The 21,510-nt window shown below is 55.9% G+C and carries 22 protein-coding genes and 1 pseudogene; 17 read left to right on the top strand and 6 right to left on the bottom strand.

The genetic code is table 11. From position 1 onward, the window contains the following. Positions 1 to 17 precede the first annotated feature (17 nt). The 7 genes from AC3WRD_RS08810 (at position 18) to AC3WRD_RS08780 (ending at position 6,576) form a co-directional block, all read left to right on the top strand. Positions 18 to 1,040, top strand: coding sequence for a GlxA family transcriptional regulator (locus tag AC3WRD_RS08810; protein WP_102620273.1), 1,023 nt, complete (start codon positions 18 to 20; stop codon positions 1,038 to 1,040). Between the two features lie 171 nt (positions 1,041 to 1,211). After that, the gene (locus tag AC3WRD_RS08805) at positions 1,212 to 2,093 is read left to right on the top strand and encodes an NAD(P)H-binding protein (protein WP_102620272.1); all 882 of its coding nucleotides are present in this window, start codon (positions 1,212 to 1,214) and stop codon (positions 2,091 to 2,093) included. Positions 2,094 to 2,159: 66 nt separating this feature from the next. Beyond that, positions 2,160 to 2,780 (top strand): glutathione S-transferase family protein, encoded by a 621-nt coding sequence (locus AC3WRD_RS08800; protein ID WP_102620271.1) that lies wholly within the window; start codon positions 2,160 to 2,162, stop codon positions 2,778 to 2,780. Between the two features lie 233 nt (positions 2,781 to 3,013). After that, entirely contained in the window at positions 3,014 to 4,246 is a 1,233-nt protein-coding gene (locus AC3WRD_RS08795) for an MFS transporter (protein WP_256580636.1), read from the top strand. Positions 4,247 to 4,404: 158 nt separating this feature from the next. Beyond that, positions 4,405 to 5,187, top strand: a complete 783-nt coding sequence (locus AC3WRD_RS08790; protein WP_102620269.1) for an alpha/beta fold hydrolase — start codon at positions 4,405 to 4,407, stop codon at positions 5,185 to 5,187. Between the two features lie 110 nt (positions 5,188 to 5,297). Continuing rightward, positions 5,298 to 5,837, top strand: a complete 540-nt coding sequence (locus tag AC3WRD_RS08785; RefSeq protein ID WP_102620268.1) for a hypothetical protein — start codon at positions 5,298 to 5,300, stop codon at positions 5,835 to 5,837. A 13-nt stretch (positions 5,838 to 5,850) separates the two neighbouring features. Next, on the top strand, positions 5,851 to 6,576 hold the full coding sequence (locus AC3WRD_RS08780) for an SDR family oxidoreductase (RefSeq protein ID WP_102620267.1): 726 nt from the start codon (positions 5,851 to 5,853) through the stop codon (positions 6,574 to 6,576). 114 nt (positions 6,577 to 6,690) lie between these two features. Here the strand turns inward: AC3WRD_RS08780 and AC3WRD_RS08775 are convergent, their stop codons facing one another. Next, positions 6,691 to 7,155 carry a MarR family winged helix-turn-helix transcriptional regulator gene (locus AC3WRD_RS08775; protein ID WP_256580637.1) on the bottom strand — a complete coding sequence of 155 codons (465 nt, stop codon included), beginning with the start codon at positions 7,153 to 7,155 and terminating at the stop codon, positions 6,691 to 6,693. Between the two features lie 47 nt (positions 7,156 to 7,202). Further along, the gene (locus AC3WRD_RS08770) at positions 7,203 to 8,084 is read right to left on the bottom strand and encodes an NmrA family NAD(P)-binding protein (protein WP_102620266.1); all 882 of its coding nucleotides are present in this window, start codon (positions 8,082 to 8,084) and stop codon (positions 7,203 to 7,205) included. Between the two features lie 211 nt (positions 8,085 to 8,295). Between AC3WRD_RS08770 and AC3WRD_RS08765 the strand changes: the two genes are divergently transcribed. Further along, positions 8,296 to 9,330, top strand: a complete 1,035-nt coding sequence (locus AC3WRD_RS08765; protein ID WP_102620265.1) for a GlxA family transcriptional regulator — start codon at positions 8,296 to 8,298, stop codon at positions 9,328 to 9,330. Here the strand turns inward: AC3WRD_RS08765 and AC3WRD_RS08760 are convergent. Continuing rightward, on the bottom strand, positions 9,321 to 9,935 hold the full coding sequence (locus AC3WRD_RS08760) for a TetR/AcrR family transcriptional regulator (RefSeq protein ID WP_102620264.1): 615 nt from the start codon (positions 9,933 to 9,935) through the stop codon (positions 9,321 to 9,323). The genes AC3WRD_RS08765 and AC3WRD_RS08760 overlap by 10 nt on opposite strands. Positions 9,936 to 10,074: 139 nt before the next feature. Between AC3WRD_RS08760 and AC3WRD_RS08755 the strand changes: the two genes are divergently transcribed. Continuing rightward, positions 10,075 to 10,668: a carbonic anhydrase gene (locus tag AC3WRD_RS08755; protein ID WP_102620263.1), complete on the top strand. Its 594-nt coding sequence runs from the start codon at positions 10,075 to 10,077 to the stop codon at positions 10,666 to 10,668. A gap of 40 nt (positions 10,669 to 10,708) precedes the next feature. On the opposite strand, the gene AC3WRD_RS08750 is transcribed toward AC3WRD_RS08755, so the two are convergent. Both AC3WRD_RS08750 and AC3WRD_RS08745 read right to left on the bottom strand, forming a co-directional pair. Further along, positions 10,709 to 11,053 (bottom strand): type 2 periplasmic-binding domain-containing protein, encoded by a 345-nt coding sequence (locus tag AC3WRD_RS08750; protein ID WP_102620262.1) that lies wholly within the window; start codon positions 11,051 to 11,053, stop codon positions 10,709 to 10,711. Between the two features lie 346 nt (positions 11,054 to 11,399). Continuing rightward, positions 11,400 to 12,641 carry a Bcr/CflA family multidrug efflux MFS transporter gene (locus AC3WRD_RS08745; RefSeq protein ID WP_102620261.1) on the bottom strand — a complete coding sequence of 414 codons (1,242 nt, stop codon included), beginning with the start codon at positions 12,639 to 12,641 and terminating at the stop codon, positions 11,400 to 11,402. Positions 12,642 to 12,920: 279 nt separating this feature from the next. On the opposite strand from AC3WRD_RS08745, the gene AC3WRD_RS08740 reads away from it, so the two are divergent. The 8 genes from AC3WRD_RS08740 (at position 12,921) to AC3WRD_RS08705 (ending at position 20,278) form a co-directional block, all read left to right on the top strand. Next, complete coding sequence (locus tag AC3WRD_RS08740; protein WP_102620260.1) at positions 12,921 to 13,910, top strand: aldo/keto reductase; 990 nt, start codon at positions 12,921 to 12,923, stop codon at positions 13,908 to 13,910. A gap of 12 nt (positions 13,911 to 13,922) precedes the next feature. Beyond that, complete coding sequence (locus AC3WRD_RS08735) at positions 13,923 to 14,513, top strand: flavodoxin (RefSeq protein ID WP_102620259.1); 591 nt, start codon at positions 13,923 to 13,925, stop codon at positions 14,511 to 14,513. 25 nt (positions 14,514 to 14,538) lie between these two features. After that, positions 14,539 to 15,531: an aldo/keto reductase gene (locus AC3WRD_RS08730; RefSeq protein ID WP_102620258.1), complete on the top strand. Its 993-nt coding sequence runs from the start codon at positions 14,539 to 14,541 to the stop codon at positions 15,529 to 15,531. 71 nt (positions 15,532 to 15,602) lie between these two features. Continuing rightward, positions 15,603 to 16,097, top strand: a complete 495-nt coding sequence (locus AC3WRD_RS08725; RefSeq protein ID WP_102620257.1) for a (R)-mandelonitrile lyase — start codon at positions 15,603 to 15,605, stop codon at positions 16,095 to 16,097. A 224-nt stretch (positions 16,098 to 16,321) separates the two neighbouring features. Beyond that, entirely contained in the window at positions 16,322 to 17,107 is a 786-nt protein-coding gene (locus tag AC3WRD_RS08720) for a carboxymuconolactone decarboxylase family protein (protein ID WP_102620256.1), read from the top strand. A 139-nt stretch (positions 17,108 to 17,246) separates the two neighbouring features. Continuing rightward, complete coding sequence (locus AC3WRD_RS08715; RefSeq protein ID WP_173861376.1) at positions 17,247 to 18,191, top strand: alpha/beta hydrolase; 945 nt, start codon at positions 17,247 to 17,249, stop codon at positions 18,189 to 18,191. 57 nt (positions 18,192 to 18,248) lie between these two features. Continuing rightward, positions 18,249 to 19,304, top strand: a complete 1,056-nt coding sequence (locus AC3WRD_RS08710) for an alpha/beta hydrolase (protein WP_102620254.1) — start codon at positions 18,249 to 18,251, stop codon at positions 19,302 to 19,304. 80 nt (positions 19,305 to 19,384) lie between these two features. Further along, entirely contained in the window at positions 19,385 to 20,278 is an 894-nt protein-coding gene (locus tag AC3WRD_RS08705) for a LysR family transcriptional regulator (RefSeq protein WP_102620253.1), read from the top strand. Positions 20,279 to 20,550: 272 nt separating this feature from the next. Here the strand turns inward: AC3WRD_RS08705 and rarD are convergent. Then, positions 20,551 to 21,482: pseudogene (gene rarD / locus AC3WRD_RS08700) on the bottom strand (EamA family transporter RarD). Positions 21,483 to 21,510 lie beyond the last annotated feature (28 nt).

Raw genomic sequence — 21,510 nt, 5'->3', positions numbered from 1 at the left:
TCCAGTGAGAAATAGCTTTGAGCAGAACAACGAAAGCAAAACCTCCGCTTTCAGGTCGGGCGCAGAAGCGCGTGGTGATTTTGGGACTGCCCCCCGTGGACTCTCTCGACGTCACCGGGCCGGCAGAAGTATTCGCCTTTGCGAATAAGTTGCACCGCAGTGACGACGAGCCCTACATCCTCGAGTTGGTGGGGATAGGCCCCGACTTACGCTTGGAAAGCTGCACCGGCATTACGCTTATGGCGCACAAGACACTCCAGCAAGAGCGTGATGAAAGTGCAGCGATTGATACCTTAATCGTGGTTTCAGGCTGGGAAGCGCAGGATCAGCTGGACGAAGCCGCCATCGACTGGATCAGGACAAGATCCGAAAATATCCGGCGAGTATGTTCCATCTGCGTTGGTGCATTTGCCCTGGCCAAGGCGGGACTTTTGAATGGTCGACGGGCAACGACTCATTGGCGTATGACACGCAGCCTGGCCGAGCGCTATCCCCTTGTGCAGGTCGATCCGAATCCAATCTGGGTCAAAGACGGCAATGTGTACACCTCGGCCGGCGTCTCTGCCGGGATTGATCTGGCGCTTGCGTTGGTCAGTGAAGACTTGGGCGATGGCTTTGCCATGGAAGTGGCAAAAAACCTCGTCTTGTTCCTACGACGCCCCGGAGGGCAGGCACAATTCAGTGTCGCCCTTCAATCGCAGCATGTGTCTGGCTCGACTCTGGATGAGTTATGTGTCTGGATCAATGAGCATCTGACTTCGGAACTCACAGTCGAGATACTGGCAGACCGGTTGTCCACAAGCGTCAGAACGTTGATACGTCTGTTCCAGCGAGAACTGCAGACCACACCTGCAAAATACGTCGAAAACGTCCGGTTGGAGGCCGCCTGTCGATCGATAGAGCTAGGGGTTCGATCGATGGAAGAAGTTGCACGTCGCAGTGGATACCAAAGCGTAGACGTATTGAGGAAAGCATTCATACGACGTCTTGGTGTGAGTCCGAAAGAGTATGCACACCGCTTTTCTCCAATCAGCGACTAATAAGAGATGCCGTGGCACTAATCGCCTGTAAATTGTCAATTATTGCAGATAACAGTATTTAAACTGTGTTTTGACAACTGACACATCGCGACCGTAGACGGATATACAACAGATCGGGCGACAGTGCAGTGTGGCGCGCAACCGGTGCGCCATCACTACGGAGTTTTCATCATGCAAGGACGCAAGTATCTCGTCACAGGTGCCACGGGAAAAACAGGAACCTGTGCCATTCGCCACCTCCTGAATGAGGGGCACGCAGTTCGTGCTTTCATCCAACAGGAAGATGAGCGCAGTGAAATACTGAAGGACGATGGCGCTGAGATCTTTGTGGGTGACCTCCTGGACAGGGACGACGTCAGTCGTGCGATGAAAGGCGTTTCGGGCGCCTATCTGTATTACCCGGTACGCCCGGACTACGTCGAGGCGGCTGCTTACTTTGCGCATGCGGCTAAAAGAGCAAACCTCGAAGTCGTCGTTAAAATGTCGCAGATTTCAGCTCGCGAAGACTCGTTGAGCCATGCCGCGCGCAACCACTGGGTCGCAGAGCGTATTTTCGACTGGTCAAATGTCCCGACTGTCCACTTACGCCCGACGTTCTTTTCTGAATTGCTGACGCTCCCATGGGTGTTGGATCAGATCGTCAAAGAGAACAAGATCACCTTTCCACATGGAACGGGAAGACATGCACCAATCGCTGCAGAAGATCAGGCGCGCCTGATTGCGGCGCTGCTCACGCAGCCTTCTGATCATGTCGGGAAGACCTACTTACTCCACGGCCCTGTCGAATTGGGCCACGCGCAAATTGCTGCAGAAATCAGCAGCGTTGTAGGTCGAACTATCACCTACTCACCCTCGACCATGATGGAGTATCGCGAACACTTGAAAACCTACAATCTGCCGGCCTTTTTGATCCAGCACTTCATGGCAGTGGCGATTGACTACCAAAATGGAGTTTTCGAAGGCAAAGACGAGATTATCAGCGAGGTAACCGGAACACCACCTCAAACGGTCAGCGAGTTCGTGCGAATGAATAAGCAGGCATTCATGGCTTGATAGCGTTGGTGTTTGCTCTTCCTCTAAATGGTGTTCGGCGAGCACCTCCGAGCAACGGAGTACCAAATGGATACCACCATCGAACTGTATGGCGCCCAAACAGGCAATAGCCAGAGGGCTGCAATAGCACTGGAAGAGGCTGGTGTACGCTACACTGCGCGAAGACTGGATTTGTTGGCGCGGGAGCATCGCGATCCGGCTTACCTGGCGCTCAACCCTGCGGGGAAAGTACCGACACTGGTTGATAACACATCGGTACCCGCACGGATCATCAACCAATCAAACGCAATCATTCAGTTCGCCGATGCCAGCGTTCCCGGCCGGCTCGCTCCCGTGCAACCAGGGCCAGAACGTGATCGGGTTTTCGATCGGTATTTCTTTTTCGTAACTGACGTCATAGCGCCTAGCCACGCCGCTTTCTTCTTGCGCCAAAATGGACTGGACGAGGCAGCCGCAAAAATCGAGCTGCGCGTCATTGAACAACTGGTCTACTCGGAAAGTTTTCTGACCCATGCCTACATGGCCGGCGACCATTTCTCCATGGCAGACATATCAGCGCTCACCATTGCTACATCAGTACGAGAACAACTGGATTGGACGACGCTCCCTCGCCTGTCACGCTGGTTCAACACGGTCAGTGCCAGACCTGCCGTGCAACAGGGATTGAGAGCTTTCCAGAATCCGTAATCGCAATTTTCAGTTTTCACTCCCCCAACGATCAGGCACTCAGATGTGAGCAGCTTCGAGATCTGGCAAAAATCATCCAGAAACAGTCAATTTTTATCGTTGAGGATTACTTAGGCTTACCTGCTTAGGGCTGCCGGTTTTTCCACTATCCCCTTCCCCCAAGAAGAAAACATATGATTTCCGGATGGCTCTCAACTGCTCTCGCTCGCCGTAATATTCACTATGGCTGGGCCATGATCGCGGTCACCTTTTTTACTGCCCTGATCAGCGCCGCGTCGGTCGGCGCACCTGGTGTCTTCATCGTTCCGATGCAAATGGAGTTTGGCTGGAACACCGTAGAAATCTCATCAGCGCTGTCGATCCGTTTCGTGCTCTTCGGTCTGATGGCTCCTTTCTCCGCTGCGCTGATGAACAGATACGGCTTACGAAATGTCAGCCTCACGGCACTGCTGGTCATCGTGATCAGCCTCTTGCTGTCACTGGGCATGACCGAGATCTGGCAGCTTTTCATCCTGTGGGGCATAGCGGTCGGCATAGGCGCAGGTATGACTGCGCTGACCCTCAGTGCCACCGTCGCATCGCGATGGTTCAGTGCTCGTCGAGGGCTTGTCGTCGGTGTTCTCACCGCCAGTACGGCAACAGGCCAGCTTATCTTCTTGCCAATCCTCGCGAACATCACCGATCACTCCGGATGGCGCTGGGCACTCGGTTTGATGTGCATCATGCTGGTGATCGCTGCACTGGCGGTGCTGCTGGTGATGAGGGATCGTCCGAGTGATATGGGCTTGCGACCTTATGGCGACGTTGGCACCGGCCCGATCCCTGCCGTTACTTCGAGTGGCGCATCGATCATCACGGCCTCTCTGGATGCCCTCCGTGACGCGGCGAGAACCAGGATTTTCTGGATTCTGTTCGGAACATTCTTTATCTGCGGCGCAACGACCAATGGCCTGGTTCAGGTTCATTTGATCCCGATGTGCGGCGATTTCGGTATTTCGCAAGTCAAAGCAGCCGGGCTGTTGGCGGCGATGGGTGTTTTTGACCTTATGGGAACAGTCGCGTCCGGCTGGCTCTCCGACCGCTTCGACAACCGTCGGCTGCTGTTCTGGTATTACGCCCTTCGTGGCCTGTCATTGATCGCGCTCCCTTTTACTGACTTCTCGATCTACGGCCTTTCGTTATTCGCCGTGTTCTACGGACTCGACTGGATCGCGACCGTTCCCCCAACGGTGAGGCTTGCCGCTTCCCGCTTCGGTGCAGAGCGCGTGGGACTGGTGTTCGGCTGGATCTTTGCCGGTCATCAAATTGGGGCCGCTGTCGCAGCCTTCGGGGCAGGATGGTCAAGGGTGGCACTGCTTAGCTATTTACCGGCGTTCTTTACCGGCGGCGTGCTCTGCCTGATCGCGGCCTTGACCCTATTGACGATCAGACAGCGGGATAAGAAACCAGTCGCCCAACACGCGTGATGGATGTCGTCTGCCGCTACAAAGAGAAAGTGGCAGAAATCGTCTGGGTTATGTCACTTGCCCCCACTTCAGGCGGCATAGACTGATGTTCGCTGACACCTTGCATGACTCGCAACGTCCAGCGTTTGTGAGTTCGTCGTTGAGCGCGGAGAAGCAAAATGCATGTGAAGACCCGAGGTGCTCGGATATATGTGAACGAGAGCGGAAGCGGCGAGCCTGCGCTCCTGTTTCTCCATTACTACGGCGGTTCGAGTCGGACGTGGGACGGTGTGATCCGTGACCTTGATAGCCAGTATCGGTCGATTGTCATGGATCACCGAGGCTGGGGCGAGTCGGATGCACCCGTGCAGGGTTACACCCTGGGTGATCTTGCAAACGACGTGCAAGACGTCATTGAAACCCTCAACCTCGATCGCTACGTGATTGTCGGCCACTCAATGAGCGGAAAGGTCGCGCAGCTATTTGCGTCCGGTCAGCCGTCAGGACTTCAGGGCCTGATCCTCGTATCGCCGTCGCCTCCGTCACCAATGAACTTTTCACCGGAACAACGGGCTGAAATGGCCAGGATCTACGACAGCCGGGAATCGATCAGTTGGGCTCTCGATAACGTACTCACGGCAAAAAGCCTGACTCCGGAGCTGTACGAGCAGGTTATCGTCGACAGCCTTCGGGGCGCTCCGCAGGCCAAAGCTGCATGGCCACTGGGCGGTATGGTTGAGGACATTACCGCAGACGTCTTGTCCATCAACGTACCCGTTCTGGTGATCGCAGGCGAGTTCGATCAGGTCGATCCACCCGCTACGCTTCAAAGTGAATTATTGCCACGAATAGCCGGCGCACGAATGCAGGTGCTGCCCGGTACCGGACACTTGTCCCCCCTGGAAAATCCCAATGAGGTTGCGGCAGCTACTCATGAATTCATGCAGGAACTGCGGACATAGCTCCAGGCACGATAAAGAGCGTTTACCTCATTGGGAGAAAGACGGAATGAGCGAATCGAGCATTCGCTTTGTGCGATGTCAGTGCTGGTTGTTCTGTTTAGGAGGTAATGATGCGCTTCTTTCCGAAAGTGATTGCTGCTCGCAAGATTGATCCTGATAAGCGAGCAAGTGCCATCGATTTCGTCAACCGAGTGAACTGGCTGTTCGAGACATGGGATCTCGAAGAAATGATCAACTCGTTTACGGCCGACGCCAAGGTCTTCCACTTCAAGGGTGAAGTCAGCGGTGAAGCCAACATCCGCCATTTCCTCACTGAGATCTATCCCTATCTGGTTCCTGGAGTCAGTCGTTGCGGCTCGGGCCATATCGTGGATGAAGAAGAAAACGGGCTCGTTGCAGTCCGATACCACAACCTGCTCGTACGCTATGCGGTGCCTGAAGACGCTCCGAAAATGAGCGACGGCGAGCTGACCGAGAGTGACTACCTGCCGATGATCTGGATGTACTCGCCGATGCTTGACCGACTGCGCGAGACCGATAACGGCTGGATGATCGCCGAGCGCTACATAGGCGGCTCAACGACGAATCGGCAACTGACGCCGCCAGATATCTCCGCTGCTGCGATACGACCTTTCCTTCCTGGTTCCTGATGAGTATTTAAAAATGAAGATCAAAGATTCAGTCGTGTTCGTGACTGGAGCCAGTCGCGGACTCGGCCTGGCATTTGCCCGTGAAGCGCTGGCTCGCGGTGCTGCAAAAGTCTATGCAGGCGTCCGTAATCCGGAAGGCTTCATCGAGCCTGGCATCGTTCCAGTCAAACTCGACGTCACCGATCCCGCGTCCGTCATTGCTGCGGCACGGATCGCTTGCGATGTGACTCTGCTGGTGAACAACGCCGGGATTGCGGAAATAACCGAGTCGCCATTTTCCGAAGACGCAGAGGATCAGGCACGGCGTATTTTCGAGACGAACTTTTATGGCCTGATGCGCGTGACTGGCGCGTTCCAGGCCTCCCTTCCCAACAATGGTAGCGGTGGCATCATCAATGTTCTGTCCGATGTCACCTGGAGAAGCGTGCCAATACTTGCGCCTTATTCAGCATCGAAGGCAGCCGCATGGAGCTATACCAACAACATACGTTTGTCTCTCAAAGAAAGGAGCATCCAGGTTGTCGGCTTGCATGTTGGCTTCGTGGATACTGACCTCACCAAGGACTTTGATGTGCCGAAGGCGAGCCCGATAGAAGTAGTTCGCCAAGCCTATGACGCCATTGAAACTGGGGAAAGTGAGGTTCTGGCGGACGCGGGGACTCGCGCATTGAAGCAATCGCTCTCCTCCAAAGTACCGGGGTACATTGATCCTGAAGTTCTCGAATCGAGGGACGCCTGAATTGGGTAGCGCCTGGTATCAAAAAAAATTCAGCTCACTGTCTCTGTGAGCTGGATCGGCCGCCTTGCTACTTGCACGGTGTAAACGCTGGATCCCGGCTCGCCCTGGAGCATTTCACTCATCAGATATCCCACTCACATCACCGACTTTCACTTGGGCCAGATCCTGCCGGAGTGAAGCCACGTTTTCAGTGCCATTCAATTGCTCAAACTGACGCTGGGCTTCTTGCCAGAGTGGAGCGGTTCTTTTGAACAAGTTCCTGCCCTCCTCGGTTAGTGCTGCGAGGCGACTTCTACCGTCGGAGGGTGAGGGACTGATTGAGATCAATCCCCCTTTTTCCAGGAAGCCCGCCATTTTCCCCATCGCCGTGCGCTCGATGTCGAGACGCTCAGCAAGCGTATTGATCGCGGCAGTCTCCATTTCATAGAGCGCTGCCAATGTGAGGTATTGGGTGATTCGAAGACCCGATGGCTCAAGCTGCGCATCGTAAAAGCGAGTGATCTGCCGGCTCGCCTTCCTTATCGCGGAACAATTGCACTGGTCGATCCCTAACGGTTGGCTAACCGGCAACATCTGCATATTTCCTCGTGACTACTGATGATTATTTCAAGTGCCCAGCGGGCTGCTTACGCATAGACATCCCGGTACTTTTCGATAAACGCCTGCACGGTCAGCGCAGCCGTACCGGTGATCTTCTCCACGATGTCATTCACACCGGCAAAGACTCCCTGTTGGTAATCCTGCGCGACTTCAACCAAATGTTGTGTCAAGGCGGCCGGGAACTTGTACTCCTGCGTCATTTTACGCTCGAACTCTTCGATTGATGTCGGGGCGTACTCGATTTTCGCACCCAGCACCTCGCTCATGGCCGCCGCGATTTCGGTGTGATTCATCTCGACAGGGCCGTGAAGGCTGTAAATTTTACCTCCGTGCCCCGCCGGGTTGGCCAGGATGTGGGCGATAACGCGCCCTTGATCGTCGGTAGCGATGGGAGCGTGACGACCATTCGCAAAGGGGAATTCGATTTTTTTGTTGGCCCAGATCTCCTTGGCGAAGTGAGGGTAAGCGAGCCAGTCCGCGAAGAACGTGGGACGCAGGTGCGTTGTCGGTATGCCCGACCAGTCGAAGACACGCTCAGAGATCCAGTGATCCTGTGCCAGATGACTCTTGGACTCACGCCGCGCGGAAATCTGCGACATGTTCACGATGGCCTCTACCCCGGCCTCTTTTGCGGCCTGGGCAAAATACGCTGCACCTTCGATGATTCCCGATGCCAGCGGATAAAGGAAATAGGCCGAACGGATGCCTTCCATCGCCGCGCGAATGTCATCGATGTTGGTGAAGTCGCCGATGGCAATTTCAACGCCACGCGCCCTAAGGGCTGCGGCTCGCTCATCGTCCGTGCGCACATAAGCGCGGACACGTTTTCCCAATTTGAGCAGCTCATCGATGGTAGCCCCACCGGTACGCCCCGTTGCACCACTTACAAGAATTTCAGCTGCGCTCATGATCTTGGCTCTCTCGATTAGCTGGAGCAAATGCCCCTGGAAAATTTACATAAGAGCATATGCCCCTATGTGATTTAATTTACGAGCACATGCTCCTACTGTCAACGTGTGTGGATGACCGTTCAGCGGATGGAGGGAAGTTCATTTGCCAATCACGGGTGACTTCTGCCGATATATTTTTCCTGTCTCCGGATACGCGGACGCAATTCCAATGGCAAAGCACACGAAACCAGTCGCCCCGCCTACAGATGCCGGGCAGAAGCGGGTTGTCATATTGGGCCTGCCACCGGTGGACGCGCTCGACGTGATCGGGCCGGCAGAAGTATTCGCTTGGGCGAACCAAATGGCTGACGGAGGAATGACCCCATACGTACTTGAACTGGTCTGCTCATCTCCTGACGTGCACCTGGAGAGCGAAACAGGCATTGGACTCAAAGGGCACGTTACACTTGAGCAGGAGTGTCGTTCTAACAAACCCATCGACACCCTGCTGGTGACCGCGGGCGCCATGACCTTCGAACAAATCGATCAAGTCGCCATAGACTGGATTCGAACCCGCTCGCCGACAGTGCGTCGCGTCTGCTCCATCTGCGTTGGAGCATTTGCCCTGGCGGCAGCAGGTCTCCTGGACGGGCGCAGCGCGACGACACATTGGGGAGTCGCTCGACGCCTGGCTGAGCGTTATCCCAAAATCAAAGTTGACCCAACCCCCATCTGGATAAAAGACGGCAACGTCTATACGTCCGCCGGTATCTCCTCAGGAATTGACTTGGCGCTTTCGCTTGTCGCCGAGGATCTGGGAAATGACCTTGCCCTGGAAATAGCGAAGAACCTTGTTCTGTTTTTACGTCGTCCAGCCGGACAGGCGCAGTTCAGCTTCGCATTGCAGTCACAACGCGCACGCGATTCAAACCTGAACGAGCTATGCCTCTGGATCAGCGAGCATCTGCATATGGAACTCACAGTCGAGATAATGGCTGCCAGAGCCTCAACCAGCATCAGGACATTGATTCGGATGTTTCAACGGGAGCTGCAAACCACGCCCGCGAAATACGTCGAAAACGTTCGGCTGGAGGCGGTCTGCCGTTCACTTGCGTTTGGCGAGAAATCGATGCACGACATCTGTCGTCGCTACGGCTATAGCAGCGTCGAGGTGCTACGGAAGGCCTTTACACGCCACTTCGGTATAACCCCTTTGGAATACGCCCACCGCTTTGACAAGAGCTCCGAGCCGACTCAGCCCTGAGAATTCAACAAGAACTCGGCAACTCGCTTGTTGAGTTGCGCGATCCTGGTATCACCAGAGGCGTGCGCAACAACGGTCGTGCCCGTGATAAGGCTTAAAAATTGCGGAAGAATGACCTCTGCCCTGCCCGGCTCCATGATCCGGGACAAGCGAGTGCCAATGAAACTGGCCCACTCGTCAAAATGCAAACTGACCTTTGCACGCAAGTTACTTGAAGCTTCGTCGCTGAAGTCATTCAGGCCACGAGCAAAGGCACACCCTCGAAAATCCTCTTCGGAAAACCAGTATTCGAGGAAGTCAAAAACCGCCAGAAGTTCAGCTCTCGCATCCCCACCCGCCTGCGCGGTGTACTTGTTCAGGCTCGTGAACCGAAGCCAGTGCGAAAAATCCAGATAGGCAGCAACAAGATCGGACTTCGAGGGGAAGTAGTTATAGAAAGTCCTCTTGGAAACACCGCTTTCGGCAATGATTCGATCAATCCCGATCGTGTGTACGCCCCCTTCGTTAAACAGGGTAATCGCCGTTTTCAAAATACGATCGCGGGGCTTGAGAGAGGCCATTTCCTCAAGGCGCAGGTCTTTGAAACCCGAAGCATCAATAGTCATAAGAATTCTCCAGCGTGCAGCCTATTGCAAGTACACAGATCTGTCTACTTTTCTATTGAACAGGTAGACAGATCTGTGTACTTTTGGCGTGCGGGCTCAGCCCGGCCACAAGAACCGTCCAGGATACCGGAGACAAAAAATGCCCAACCTCAATGATTTCTCGTTCAGAGCGCAACCACGGTTTAACGAATCGGAGTTCCGCCCTCTCTTCGCCAAGGCAGTCAATCTACGAACCGTGCTGATTCACTGTTTCGATCCACGTGCGTCGGAGGTTCCGGCCGTTGTCGCCCAGCATTTTGGCGAGGTCTACCCGGGAGAAAACGTGCTTGATGAAGCCGGTAACCGGGTGGGCCATACGACTACCCTGTTCCCGGTATCCGTTGCCGGGGGGCGGGCTGTCGCGGGGGTACAATCGATCGCGACCATGGTGCATCTGTTCGGCATAGAGAGAGTCGTTGTGGTGCACCACTCTTTCTGCGGCGCCACATCCTTCACCACCGATGGCATCATTGATGCGTTCAAACATGAGCACGGCAGCGATATTTCGTCCGCGTTCGACCACGACAGCATCTGTATTTCGGACTTCGAGAGTTCACTCAAATATGACGTTGGTATTGTCCGTGCCCATCCGGGAGTGCCCCGACACGTGGAAATCTACGGGTTCTTCTACAACATTGATACCGGCGAACTCACGGAGGTCGTGAGCGATGTTCCTAAGGAAGAAAACGCTTGATATGAATGCAGCGACCAGGTGCTGACCTGGTCGCAGTTTGCTACATACAATTGGAGGATGGGGCCATTACGTTGAAGCACTTCAGTAGTTCATTTCTGAACCACGTCTGAAAGGAATCAGACTCATTGGCTCGCCGCCAGACAACAATGAGTGCCGTTTTACCGAGCGCCGTCATTTCGAGATCAGGAGCGCCCTCCAGAACACGCCCTACTCCAACAGAAATCTCCCCCGACATTAATAAACCAGGCATTTGCAGGGAGTCCACGCGTCGAATGACCAGTTTCACATCAGCTGATGACGTTTTCAGTTGACCTGCCAGACGGGCTAGCGGTGCAACTGCGATGTCGATATTTAGACCAATACAGAGCGCCAGCGGTCTATTCATCGCAAGCGTCCATACCGCGAGTCACCACTCCCACGCCAATCAACATCAAGGCTCGAACGCCTGCTTGTTCGCACGAACAAAATCAGCAACGGTCTGAGGAGACTTCCCAGTAACTTCACCAATAACGCCATCCTTACCAACAAAAATTCCATTCTGGTATCAGAATGCGCAGACACGTAGTGTTCTCCTTTACCCGATTGGCAATATTGTTCGTTTTGGGCCGCCCTGTGCCATTACTACAAAAGAACTCAACCTTCGTCGCAGAACAAGCGAAGGCGTTGAAGTGCGAGAGCACGGGCGGTAGGGACACCCATCTGTATGTTTGGCTGCTCTCTCTACGCAGCACCTAACGAGAGCTGTCTTTGGCATTAGAAAGCAGTACTGTTGCCAGACTCCCTACGCCCGCCAGTCCCATCACAAGCGCCATTCCCCTCGGTGTTCCATCCGATAGCCAACTGACCAGCGCAGCACTGAGAATGCCGCTCCCATAGTGCATCGCGCCAAGTAACGAAGACGCAGAGCCTGCGCGCTGCGGGAAGTGAGCCAGAGCCCCGGCCACGGAGTTGGCGACAATGAATCCGTTCATGGACATGTAGAAAAACACCGGCACGACCAGCCCCCAGATTCCGCCCAGGCCAAACCACGCGCACAAGCTGAGAATCAGGCCAAAGAACGCCAGGGCCCAGGCGCCTCGATGAAAAATTCGCTCGCTACCCATACGGTTCAATAATCGCCCATTAATGAAGTTGGCGATCATCATCCCGAGAATGTTGATCCCGAACAGGCAGCCGTAGGCCTGTGGTGAGACGTGGTAATAGTCGATGTAGGCAAAGGGCGTTCCGACGATGAACGCGTAGGCGCCAGCATAGAAAAAACCTCCCGACAGCGCATACCCGATCAACCGTGGATCACGCACCAGTTGCAGGTAGCTGATAAAAGTCTGCTTGAGTGGCTCGGAGGTTCTCTGCTCGCGAGGCAGGCTTTCCGGCAATCGGCGGAATGAAACGAGCGTTACCAATCCCACCAGGGCCAACGACCAGAAGATGCCTTGCCAAGTCCATAAACGTAGCACCTGGCCGCCAATCAGCGGGCCCGCTAAGGGCGCCACTCCCATGATCAGAATCAGCGTCGAGAGCATCTTCGCCGACTGTTCCCGTCCATAAAGGTCACGCACCATGGCGCGCGAAAGCACTGGGCCGACACAGGCCCCCAGCGCCTGAATCACTCGCCACAACATCATTTGGCTGACATTGATGGAGAGCGCACAGCCGACTGAGCCGATGATGAACAGAATCATCCCGATGGCGATGGGTAACTTGCGTCCGTAACGGTCGCTGATCGGCCCCCAGATCAATTGCCCGGAGCTGAATCCGATCAGGAAGGCAGAAAAAGTCAGCTCAACACTGGCCGTGTCGGTGTGAAGCGCCCGCGTAATGGTCGGCAGTGCTGGCAGGTATATATCGGTGGAGATTGATGCGAACGACATCAGTGCGCTGAGATTAAGCAGCAATCGCAGATCGGAGGTTCTGCGCAGCGTTTCAGTGCCGGCAGTTAGGGCTGCCTTTGCGGGGCGTTGAAGTGAAGACATGGGTGCAGAGCCTGATAGTGGCGGATTCAGGCATCGTAGAGATTGCTGGCCTATCGATTAATCCCTTAATTGCGCTAAGGGAAATGAGCTGTGCTCATGAGTCTCCCACACTGCCTTAAACATCCGGCAACCCGCTGTTACCGGACTGATGAGCACACCTCATAAACCCTTGCCGATTTACCCATCTAGTGCTCATCCGTTAGCTCACTTACTGTTTTCCCAGCGGTACCGTGCAGTCCAACCACCAGCTCAATGCTGAAAGCCAAGCGGGAGAACGAAATGCACAAGCGCAAACTCGGGAAAAGCTCACTTGAAGTGTCTGCCCTCGGCTTAGGGTGCATGGGCTTGAGCCATGGCTATGGCCCGGCTACCGATACCCAACAAGCCGTCTCGTTGATCCGCTCGGCCGTTGACCGAGGCGTCACCTTCTTCGACACCGCCGAAGTTTACGGCCCCTACCTGAATGAACAAGTGGTGGGTGAAGCCCTGGCGCCGGTGCGCGATCAAGTGGTCATTGCCACCAAGTTCGGCTTTACCTTCGGCGCCGATAATAAACAGCAGATTCTCAACAGTCGCCCGGAGCACATCAGGGTCGCCGTCGAGGGCTCGCTGCGCAGGCTGAAGACAGACTTCATTGATTTGCTTTACCAGCATCGGGTTGATCCAGATGTGCCTATCGAGGATGTCGCTGGCGTGGTGAAAGAGCTCATCCGGGAAGGCAAGGTCAAGCACTTTGGCCTGTCGGAAGCAGGAGCCCTAACCATTCGACGGGCTCACGCCGTCCAGCCTGTGGCGGCGCTGCAAAGCGAGTACTCGCTGTGGTGGCGAGAACCTGAGCAGGAGATTCTTCCGACGCTCGAAGAGTTGGGTATCGGTTTCGTGCCCTTCAGTCCGCTGGGCAAGGGTTTTCTCACCGGAACCGTGTCGGCAGATGCCTCCTTTGGCAGCGACGACTTCCGGAGCATCGTCCCCCGTTTCAGTCACCAAGCACTGCAAGCCAATCAAGGGCTGGTGGTGTTGATCCGCGAGATCGCGGCGCAAAAAGAAGCGACACCGGCGCAGATCGCTCTGGCCTGGTTGCTCGCACAAGCACCGTGGATTGTGCCTATTCCCGGAACGACCAAGCTACATCGTCTGGAAGAAAATCTCGGCGGTGCCAACATTACGCTTTCCAAGGTAGAGCTCAAAACAATCGATGCGGCACTGGCGCAGATTCCCATTGAAGGCGAGCGTTACCCCGAGGCCCTCAAGGCTCGCGTCGGGCGTTAACGGAGCATTGCCATGAGCAACGATCACGACCCGATTCGCCGCACGGTCATCGCCGCACTCGCGAGCGCCCCGCTTCTGTCGCTTGCCGACACGCAATCCAGCAACGACCCCCCTCGTTCCGGGTCGCGCACCCTGGTGGCGTACTTCTCGCGCTCGGGCAATACCCGCGTTGTCGCCGGGCTCATCCAGCGAGGACTTCGTGCAGACCTCTTCGAGATCCGCCCGGCCAGTCCCTATCCCGAGGATTACCTGGAAACGGTAGAGCAGGCTCGACAGGAGCGCGACAGCGGCTTCGAGCCAGCCCTCGAAAGCAAGGTTCGCGCAATAGCCGACTACGACGTTGTACTGCTCGGTTTCCCGATCTGGGGCGAAACCGCCCCGCCGGTCGTGCGGTCGTTCCTGTCGACCCACGATCTCAGCGGGAAAACCATCATCCCCTTCAACACCCATGGCGGCTACGGGTTAGGCAATAGCCGCAGCGTTGTCGAAAAACATGCGCCGAAGTCTAAGGTGATGGAGGGCTTTGTGATGGAGGGTGAACAGGAACGCAAGACCATGGAACGCGTTACCGCCTGGCTAAGCGACAGCCAGCTCGCACGTTAATCAATTTCTGAATGGGAGTAGACCGATGAAAACCCGCAAGCTGGGCAACAGCCTGGAAGTGTCCGCCCTGGGCCTTGGATGCATGAGCATGACGTCGGCCTACGGGCCGGCTGCAGACAAGCAAAGCATGATCAAGCTGATTCACTCCGCGCATGATCAAGGCATCACCTTGTTCGATACTGCTGAGGCGTACGGCCCCTTCAGCAACGAAGAGTTGTTGGGTGAGGCCCTGCAACCGATCCGCCAGCAGGTCATCATCGCCACCAAATTCGGCTTTGATATTGACCTGATCACCGGCGAGCGTAGCGGCGGAACCAACAGCCGACCAGAACATATCCGGGCGGTGGCAGAAGATTCGTTGAAGCGTTTGCGAACCGACTGTATCGATCTGTTTTACCAGCATCGTGTTGATCCGCAGGTGCCTATCGAAGACGTCGCCGGCACCGTCAAGGATCTGATCGCCGAGGGCAAGGTGAAGCACTTCGGGCTGTCCGAGGCTGGCGTGCAAACCATTCGCCGGGCCCATGCCGTTCAACCGGTGACCGCAGTACAGAGCGAGTATTCGCTGTTCTGGCGTGGCCCGGAGATCGAACTCCTGGCCGTGCTGGAAGAACTGGGTATCGGCTTCGTACCGTTCAGCCCACTCGGTGCCGGTTTCCTCACCGGCAAAATTGATGAGCACACCCAGTTCGACGCCGGCGACTTCCGTAACTTCGTCCCCCGTTTCTCCCCTGAGGCGCGCAAGGCCAACCTGGCGCTGGTTGAAGTGGTCAAAGCCGTCGCCGACCGCAAGGACGCCACGCCTGCTCAAGTGGCGTTGGCCTGGTTACTGGCACAAAAACCATGGATTGTGCCGATCCCCGGCACGACCAAACAACATCGACTGGAAGAGAACCTGGGCGCTGTCGAACTGGCACTGACCGGCGAGGATCTGCGTGTGATCAACGAGCAGATGTCGCAAATCCAGGTGCAGGGCGAACGTCTGCCCGAGCCTGCATTGAAGATGACCGGACTCTGATTTTCTCTTACTGCTGCTCCGCGCGCGGAGCAGCCCCACGGTCACCTCACCGATTGACAGGAGTTCGTTTGATGAAGCGTCTGATTACCCCGCTGGTTGCCTTATCGCTCTTGACTGCGCAAGCCCAAGCCTCCAGCGAAATCCGCATCACCCATAACGGGTCTCAGCCTTCAATCAAAGGCGCAGCTGAAAACTTCACCGGGACGGCACGGGTCGATGGCCTGTTCAAAGGTGATCTCCCGGCGCGCATCAGCGGTGGCACGGTGACCTTCGAACCCGGTGCACGCACGGCTTGGCATACCCATCCACTGGGGCAAACGCTAATCGTCACCGCTGGTGTTGGCTACGTGCAGCAAGAGGGCGGGCCACGTCAGGAAATCCGTCCGGGCGACATCGTCTGGATCCCGCCGCAAACCCGTCACTGGCATGGTGCTACGGCCACCAATGGCATGACCCACATCGCGATTGCTGAAGCCGAGGATGGCAAGACGGTCACCTGGGCGGAAAAAGTCTCGCAGGCGCAATACGACGGTGAAACGCCCGCTCAAGGCGTGCAAATGAAGTAACGGGATGTGTCGAAGCCTCGCGCCCGACACCCCTGCAATGTCGCACCTCGAAACCTGAAGCCCCCGGCTCTTCGGCTCAGCGTCGGGTTTTCACCGGCGATTGATCGTTTGACTCATGAACCCTGCTCAAGAGTGCTTGCGCAATATTGGGGTTAATCGACACAACCATCCTCCGTACGATCCAGCGACATCACCGTGATGAGCAATGGAAGGAGCCTTACCCGATGACCACTGACACACCGATCGAACCTCGCAAGACCAGTGCCCTCCCCGCGCTGACGGCTCTGTGTCTGAGCCTCGGTCTGGTGGCGGGTTTTGCCAATCACAACGCCGAGGCATCGCAACCCATGACCAACAACCAGCTTGCGACAGAAACACTGTCGGCTCGGCAACAGGCCATTCCACTGATCGCCGCGTTTATGGCGACCAGTGACATGCCCGGGCTCACCACTGCCTTGAACCAGGGCCTGGACGCTGGCCTGACAATCAGTGAGGCCCGGGAAATTCTGGTGCAGCTTTACGCCTACGTCGGCTTCCCGCGCAGCCTCAATGCATTGAATGAACTGATGGCGGTGGTGCAGTCACGCAAACAACGCGGCATTCAGGACGCACCGGGCCAGGAGCCCTCCCGCGCCATTGCGGTCGGTGACGATTTGCTAGCGGCAGGCACAGCCAATCAAACCAAAATTTCGGGTGGCCCGGTCAAGGGGCCGGTGTTCGATTTTGCCCCGGTCATCAACCGGTTTCTGCAAACCCATTTGTTCGGCGACATCTTCGAGCGCGACAACCTCGACTGGCAAAGTCGCGAACTGGCCACCGTCGGGGCGTTGGCGGCTACACCAGGTGTGGAATCGCAATTGCGCTCACACATGCAGGCGAGCCTGCGGGTGGGGCTCAGCGCGGCACAGTTGCATCAGGTCATTGAGGTGCTGGCGGCAGCCGGCGATGAACAGGTCGCCAAACGTGCGAACACGGCATTGACACTGGCCCTCACTGCTTCGGGAGGTTGATATGACACTTGGAAAAATTCTGCTGAGCATCGCTTTGCTGAGCGTGCTTGCCGCCTGTGCGAACCATCCCGGCAGTTCGAACAATGCTGCCGCCCCGTTGATGATTCAGAAGCAAGGCAGCTTCACCGCCGGCGGGACGATGACTACCGCACCAGGCACGTTCAATCCGCACAAGCCCATGACACCGGATGGCCAGACCTACCACGGTGACCATGCCTATACCTTCTACCAAATCCCGGTCGATGCGCGAAAACTGCCCATCGTCATGTGGCACGGCGCCGGCCAGTTCTCCAAGACCTGGGAAACCACCGCCGATGGCCGCGAAGGCTTCCAGAACATTTTCCTGCGCCGCCACTTCGGTGTGTACCTGATCGACCAGCCGCGTCGTGGCGATGCCGGGCGCAGCATGGTCGAGACGACGATCAAGCCCATTCCGGACGAGCAACTTTGGTTCAATCAGTTCCGCATCGGCCTGTGGCCCAACTATTTCGAAGGTGTGCAGGTGGCTCAGGATGCGCAAACCCGCGACCAGTTCTTCCGTGCGATGACGCCGAACACCGGGCCGTTCGACATGGGTGTGGTTTCCGATGGCGTGTCGGCAGTCTTCGACAAAATCGGCCCCGGCATCCTGTTCACTCACTCGCAGGGTGGCGGGCCGGGTTGGTTGACGGCGATCAAGAACGACAAGGTTAAAGCCATTGTGGCTTTCGAACCTGGAAGCAGCTTCGTCTTCCCGCAGGGTGAAGTCCCCGCACCAATTCCCAGCGCGTTCGACACGGTGCAGGGAGCTGCGGTGCCAATGGCTCAGTTCATGGCGCTCACGCGTCTTCCGATCCTGATCCTCTACGGCGACAACATCCCGGAACAAGCCGTCGACCTGCCCGCCCAGGACAGTTGGCGCGCTCGCCTCAAGATGGCCCGGCTATGGCGCGATGCCGTCAATCAGCACGGCGGCGACGTGAGGCTGATCCACTTGCCGGAGATTGGCATCAAGGGCAACACCCACTTCCCCATGTCGGACTTGAACAACGTGCAGATCGCGGATCTGGTGTCAGAGTTCCTCAAAGAAAAACATCTGGACTGACCAGAGCACACGCGAATTTTTTTGAACTGCCCCCTTTTGATTACTCAGGAGTTTGAAGTGAAAAACATCATTCTAAAAGCCACACTCATGTCGGCGCTGGTCGGCCTTTCGGCTGGCGAAGCCGGGGCTGCGGACTACAAAAAGAACCCGTTTACGCTGGCTTACGATGGCGCCATTACCAAGAACGAGCCCGGCAAGGTCAACATCCACCCGGTCAGCTACAAGCTCAATGGCCTGGACATCGCCGCCAACGTCTACACCCCTGCCAACTACGATGAAAAGAAGCACTATCCGACTGTAGTGGTGGCGCACCCCAATGGTGGTGTGAAAGAGCAAGTGGCCGGTTTGTATGCCCAGCGCCTGGCCGAACAAGGCTATATCACGATCACCGCCGATGCCGCCTATCAGGGTGCAAGTGGTGGACAGCCGCGCAGCATCGACAAGCCTGCGTACCGCATCGAAGACATCCACAGCATGGCCGACTTCATCACTCAGTACGCGGGCGTCGATGGTAACCGTTTGGGCCTGCTCGGCATCTGCGGCGGCGGTGGCTACTCGTTGGCCGCCGCGCAAACCGACAAGCGCTTCAAGTCGGTCGCGACGATCAGCATGTTTAATTCCGGGCGGGTGCGTCGCAATGGCTACAACGACTCGCAACTGGACACCGTCCAGCAACGTCTGCAACAGGCTTCCGCTGCCCGTGCTCAGGAAGCTGCCGGCGGCGAGGTGCTTTATTCGGGGGATGCCAACCTCACCGATGAACAGATCGCCAAATTGCCGTTCGAGTTGTATCGCCAAGGGTACGAGTACTACTGGAAAACCCACGCGCATCCAAATTCAACCTTCAAATACACCACCAGCAGCTTGCTCGACCTAATGCGTTTCGATGCCACCAACCAGATCGAGCTGATCAATCAACCGTTGCTGATGATCGCGGGCAGCAAGGCTGACAGTCTGTACATGACCCAGGATGCGTTACCCAAGGCTACCGGCACCAAGGACAAAGAGCTGTTCATTATCGACGGCGCCACGCACATCGAAACCTACTGGGTTCCCAAGTATGTGGATGCTGCACTCGGTAAGTTGACGCCGTTCTACGCAAGAACCTTGTGATTGGCTCGTTGGGGTCGCGCATCCATGCGGAACCTGATTACATAGGATAATCCCGCGCTCTGCATGAGAGGCTCTCATCAATGTCCCGCGCCAATCTTAACGATCTGCAAGCCTTCGTGGTCATTACCCGCGAAGGCAGCTTCACTCGCGCGGCTGCACAGTTGGGCGTCTCGCAGTCCGCGCTGAGCCACACCATGCGTGCTCTAGAGACACGGCTCGGCGTTCGGCTGCTGACACGAACCACCCGCAGCGTCTCCCCTACCGAGGCCGGACAACGGTTGTATCAGTCCATGGCGCCGCGGTTCGACGAGATTGAACTTGAACTCGCGGCGGTCAGCGAGTTTCGCGACACCCCTGCCGGCAACGTGCGGATTCAAGCTTCCGAACATGCGGCGAACAACATCCTCTGGCCCAAGCTGCTGAAGGTGCTTCCGGACTATCCGGATATCAAGGTCGAAATCACCGTCGACTACGCCCTTTCCGACATCGTCGCCCAGCGTTACGACGCCGGCGTGCGTCTGGGTGATCAGGTGGCCAAGGACATGATCGCAGTTCCGATTGGCCCGCCGTTGCGCATCGCCGTCGTGGGATCACCTGAGTATTTCAAACATCGGCCTTTCCCGAAGGAGCCGGGTGATCTGGCCGCACACAATTGCATCAATTTGCGCCTGCCCACCCATGGGAGTTTGATGCAGTGGGATTTTGAAAAGGACGGTCACGAACTCAAGGCACGCGTCGAAGGGCAATGGACGTTCAACAGTAGTGTGCCGATTCTGCGCGCTGCCGTTGCGGGATGCGGCTTGGGTTTCCTGCCCGAAGATATGGTTGCGAAGGAACTTGCCGACGGAAGCCTTATTCGAGTGTTGGAGGATTGGTGCCAACCCTTTGCCGGTTACCATCTTTACTACCCCAATCGCCGTGAGCATTCGTCAGCGTTTGGGGTTGTGGTCGATGCGTTGCTTTATAAGCGCTGAGTCATCGACCATCAGGTGACTCAATTTTACAAACACCCCACAAACCAGCGTTTGAGTGGATGCTTGTGGTCGATTCTGATGAAAAAGCCGGCTTCAATTTCCACCGCAGAAAAGTACGCGTCTGAGATTTAAATTTGTGCGTTGCGCACAAGTTTCATGGCTCAGATTTTTCGTAGCAACCTGAAAATTGGCGTTTTCAGCACTCAATGCAGGGTAGTCAGCCCAGGTCGACTTTTTCAACAGCATCGGCCAGAAGTGGACGTTCGTGACTATCAAGCGGATGCCCTCAAATTAGCCCTAATCCTCGCCGCATTTTGTCTATCTGCTAACCCCCGCGAGCGCCATAAATAACGACCACCGTCAAAAACAAGCAAGCCCACCGCTACCCAGATTGGGAGGTACGTCATCCACTGCTCTGCTCTGATCTGCTCACCCAAGGCTAGGGCCACTGCGACCATCAATATCGGTTCAACATAACCTAGTAAACCAAACAGGCTGAAGGGAAGGAGCTTACCTGCAACGGTGTGGCCATAAACGCAGCCGAACTGATGACCGCCAACAGAACAAGTAGAAAATACAAGCTCGGCGCCCGGGAGAAGACATCCACGGCTGGTTCATGCCCCATAACAAAATAGGCAGCAACCGGAAACGTAAGCAGTATGTCAAACCAAAGGCCGCCGAGATGTGCCGTAGCGAGTTTACGTCGCAACACGAAATACAAGGGAAATCCTAAGGCTACCAAAAGCGTCGACCATGAAAGACGTCCGACTTGGTAAAGCTCGTTAACCGCACCCGTTGCAGCGCAAAGGGCTGCAATTTTTTGTATGGGTGTTAGGCGGTCACCATACAAAATCCTACCGACGAGGAGCATTACGAGCGGTAGAAGGAAATAGCCTAGAGAAACATCGAGCCCATGACCGTTTAACGGTGCCCACATGAACAGCCACTGCTGCATGCCCAGCAAAGCGCTGCTCAGGCAAAGTAATACAAACATCTGAGGTTTTCGCCTAAGGTGTTTCCAGACTGCATTTACATGTCGCCATTCTCCTCTGAGTACCAAAAAAGCGGTAATGCAAGGCAACATCAGCAGCATCCGCCATCCGAAAATTTCCTCTCCGCCCAGTGGGGCAAGCAAGGTCGCGTAGTAATACAGGGTTGCAAAAAGGCAGGATGAGACAATAGAAAGAGCGACACCTTTGAACAAGGGGCCTCCATTTATTTGGGGAGAATTA

The organism is Pseudomonas sp. FW215-R2 (assembly GCF_058789255.1).
The sequence above is the reverse complement of the archived record's forward strand: the minus strand, read 5'-3'. Positions and strand labels throughout refer to the sequence as shown.